This is a genomic window from Burkholderia sp. MSh2, assembly GCF_000731655.1.
Lineage (GTDB): Bacteria > Pseudomonadota > Gammaproteobacteria > Burkholderiales > Burkholderiaceae > Burkholderia > Burkholderia paludis.
Window position 1 is genome coordinate 1 of record NZ_JPGM01000142.1, and the last position, 2,356, is coordinate 2,356.

Here is a 2,356-nt window from a genome sequence, read left to right on the forward strand (position 1 = left end):
GGACGAGGACGAGGACGAGGACGAGTAAGGCGGGCACGTCAGCCCGCCGCGAATAGGCTTGGCGGGGCAAGTGTCATGCATTGCAAGATGCGTGGGCCGCGCTTGCGCCCGGGTGCGCGCATCGGGAAAATCGTGTCTAGGAAAAAATTGCTGGCGTAGGCGGAAGGCTGAAACCCTTGCTGGACAATGGATTGCGGCGTATACGAGGGGCGAGCGTTTCGGTGTAAAAAGTCTATCAATACGCGCCGAACCCGATCGGCTGGATCGATCCGCTCGGCTTGGCGCGTTGTCCGTGCGATTGTGAAAAGGTTCTCGCAAATATGCGAGCGAGTGGTCGGGCGTATGGTTCAAAGTCGGGAACGCCCGCAGACGGCCATCACATCATCCAACATGCCTCAGTGCCAGTAGGTACGGAAGGGTACCCCTATACTGGGGCACCCGCTGTTCAACTGGACGGGCCTTCTACACAAGTGGGCTCGGAGCATTACGCAGCGACAAGTGTGCAGCGACAAGCCGGAGGGGGAACGTATGCCGCCGAGCGCAGAATTGGTTACAAGGCGCTCCGGCGAGCTGGTCTTACTTCCCAAGAGGCAAGGTGTCTTTTTGCAGCGCACGTTGATCCATATTTCGAAAACCTCGGGTTCAATGGAAATACTCCAATGCGAACCGTGAAGAATCGGAGATAGGAGATAGCATGGAACGTAAGTTGGCGGACTATCCGATGTATGCCCCATTGGTGAAGCACATCTACGATGAGTTGATCCATGACCACTTTGAGGAGTTGGTAAGCCAAGGACTTGCTGCACCAAGCACAGCATCGGAATACAGAGCCGCGCTGAGAGCCTGCTTGGGTGGGGAGGCGATTGGGCCGATCCCGGATGAGGTGATAATGGATGGGTATGTATTTGAAATTGATGGACATAAATCAGACGGGCTATCAATCGAGGTACCCATCTTCTCGGAGGAGGGGGGCTCGGACGCTTTCATGATCCTTCGAGTGAAGAAGGACAACACTGCGCAGCCAACGCTGTATTTGTACGACATACTTGTGCCGTGAGGCGGGCTCTCGAGAGCAAAATATACGGGCCTGCACTACAACCGGCATCGGTATTACGATCCCAACACAGGCAGATTCATCAGCAAAGACCCGATCGGCCTGAACGGTGGCATCAACGTTTATCAATACGCGCCCAATCCGATCCAGTGGGTTGATCCGCTTGGGTTGGCTCGCAAGAAGGCCTGCAAATGCCCCGGACAAGATCCCTGTGCGGCCGACGGTAAGACGCACATCGTGTATCAAGCGGAAGATCCTAAGAACCCGGGGAAAATCTATACGGGTAAGGCTTCGGGGTACGGGACGCCACGGGAGGTTTTGCAGAGACGTTTCTCTGGCGGGCACCATAGAGGAATAGCTCTGGAAGATGCAAACGTTGTTCACGAGACAGATTCATACGCTTCGGTCCGTGGTCTTGAGCACATTGAGCATGGCAATCTCGGAGATCTGGCAACGGACCAGAACAATCCAATCTCAGACCGAAACAAAAGCAAAGCAACATACCTTGATTGTGCGGAGAAATCACTTAAAAGATGATCAGGAGAAAATCTAAAAATGAGGTGAGGATCGGTGATGTTTATGCCGTCCCTCTTGACCCGTTGAATCAACGGTACGGCTATGTGCGCATGTACCACAATCCGGATATAGCGATCCTGGGGGTAACATCTGGGAAGCAACTTTTGTCGTTGGATGAGGTTAAAAAATATCCAAGCGTTACAGATGCATTTTCCATGAGGACGGCTATTGAGAAAGGTCGATGGCCGCTAATTGGTAATATCCCATTTGCAAGTGAGGATGAGGCTTGGCCAGGCCCGCGTAAGCAAGTCTTCAGGCTGCGGCCGGACGTAAGAAAGGTCGTATTTAAAGGGCGCTACATATCTGCTGAGGAATTTGGGCAGTATGACGATCTCCCGGAAGACAAGAAATTGACCGATGAGCGCCTAATTGAAGAGATTAATGAGAATTCAAACCTTTTTAAGCACATCGATACTTGATTGTTCTCTGTGATCTACTTGGGTGATTTTCGGTATGAAATAGCCCGGTCGACGGAGGCCCGCCCCTTTCTGGAGTAGGCGCTGAAGGAGACTCGAAATGACGACCGATTAGAACGTGAATTTGTGCGAGCAAGGGAGCTTCTTGGTGGGCCGGAATAGTTTATCTTGGCTGTAGACGGGCCTACACTATAACCGATACAGGTACTACGATCCAAACTCTGGACGGTTCATCTGCAAGGACCCGATCGGACTGGCTGGTGGCCTGAATCTGTATCAGTACGCGCCCAACCCCGTTCAGTGGACTGAT

2 protein-coding genes and 2 pseudogenes are annotated in these 2,356 nt (G+C 52.8%); all 4 read left to right on the top strand.

Features of this window, described 5'->3' with window-relative positions; all coding sequences use genetic code 11:
- Positions 1-694: 694 nt before the first annotated feature.
- A complete protein-coding gene (locus GQ57_RS37905) occupies positions 695-1,057 on the top strand; it encodes a hypothetical protein (RefSeq protein WP_034200611.1) in 363 nt (120 codons plus the stop codon).
- 24 nt (positions 1,058-1,081) lie between these two features.
- Positions 1,082-1,234 (top strand): annotated as a pseudogene (locus tag GQ57_RS42890) (RHS repeat-associated core domain-containing protein); the annotation flags it as partial.
- A gap of 353 nt (positions 1,235-1,587) precedes the next feature.
- Complete coding sequence (locus GQ57_RS41185) at positions 1,588-2,049, top strand: Imm26 family immunity protein (protein WP_075123072.1); 462 nt, start codon at positions 1,588-1,590, stop codon at positions 2,047-2,049.
- 175 nt (positions 2,050-2,224) lie between these two features.
- Positions 2,225-2,356 (top strand): annotated as a pseudogene (locus tag GQ57_RS44100) (RHS repeat-associated core domain-containing protein); the annotation flags it as partial.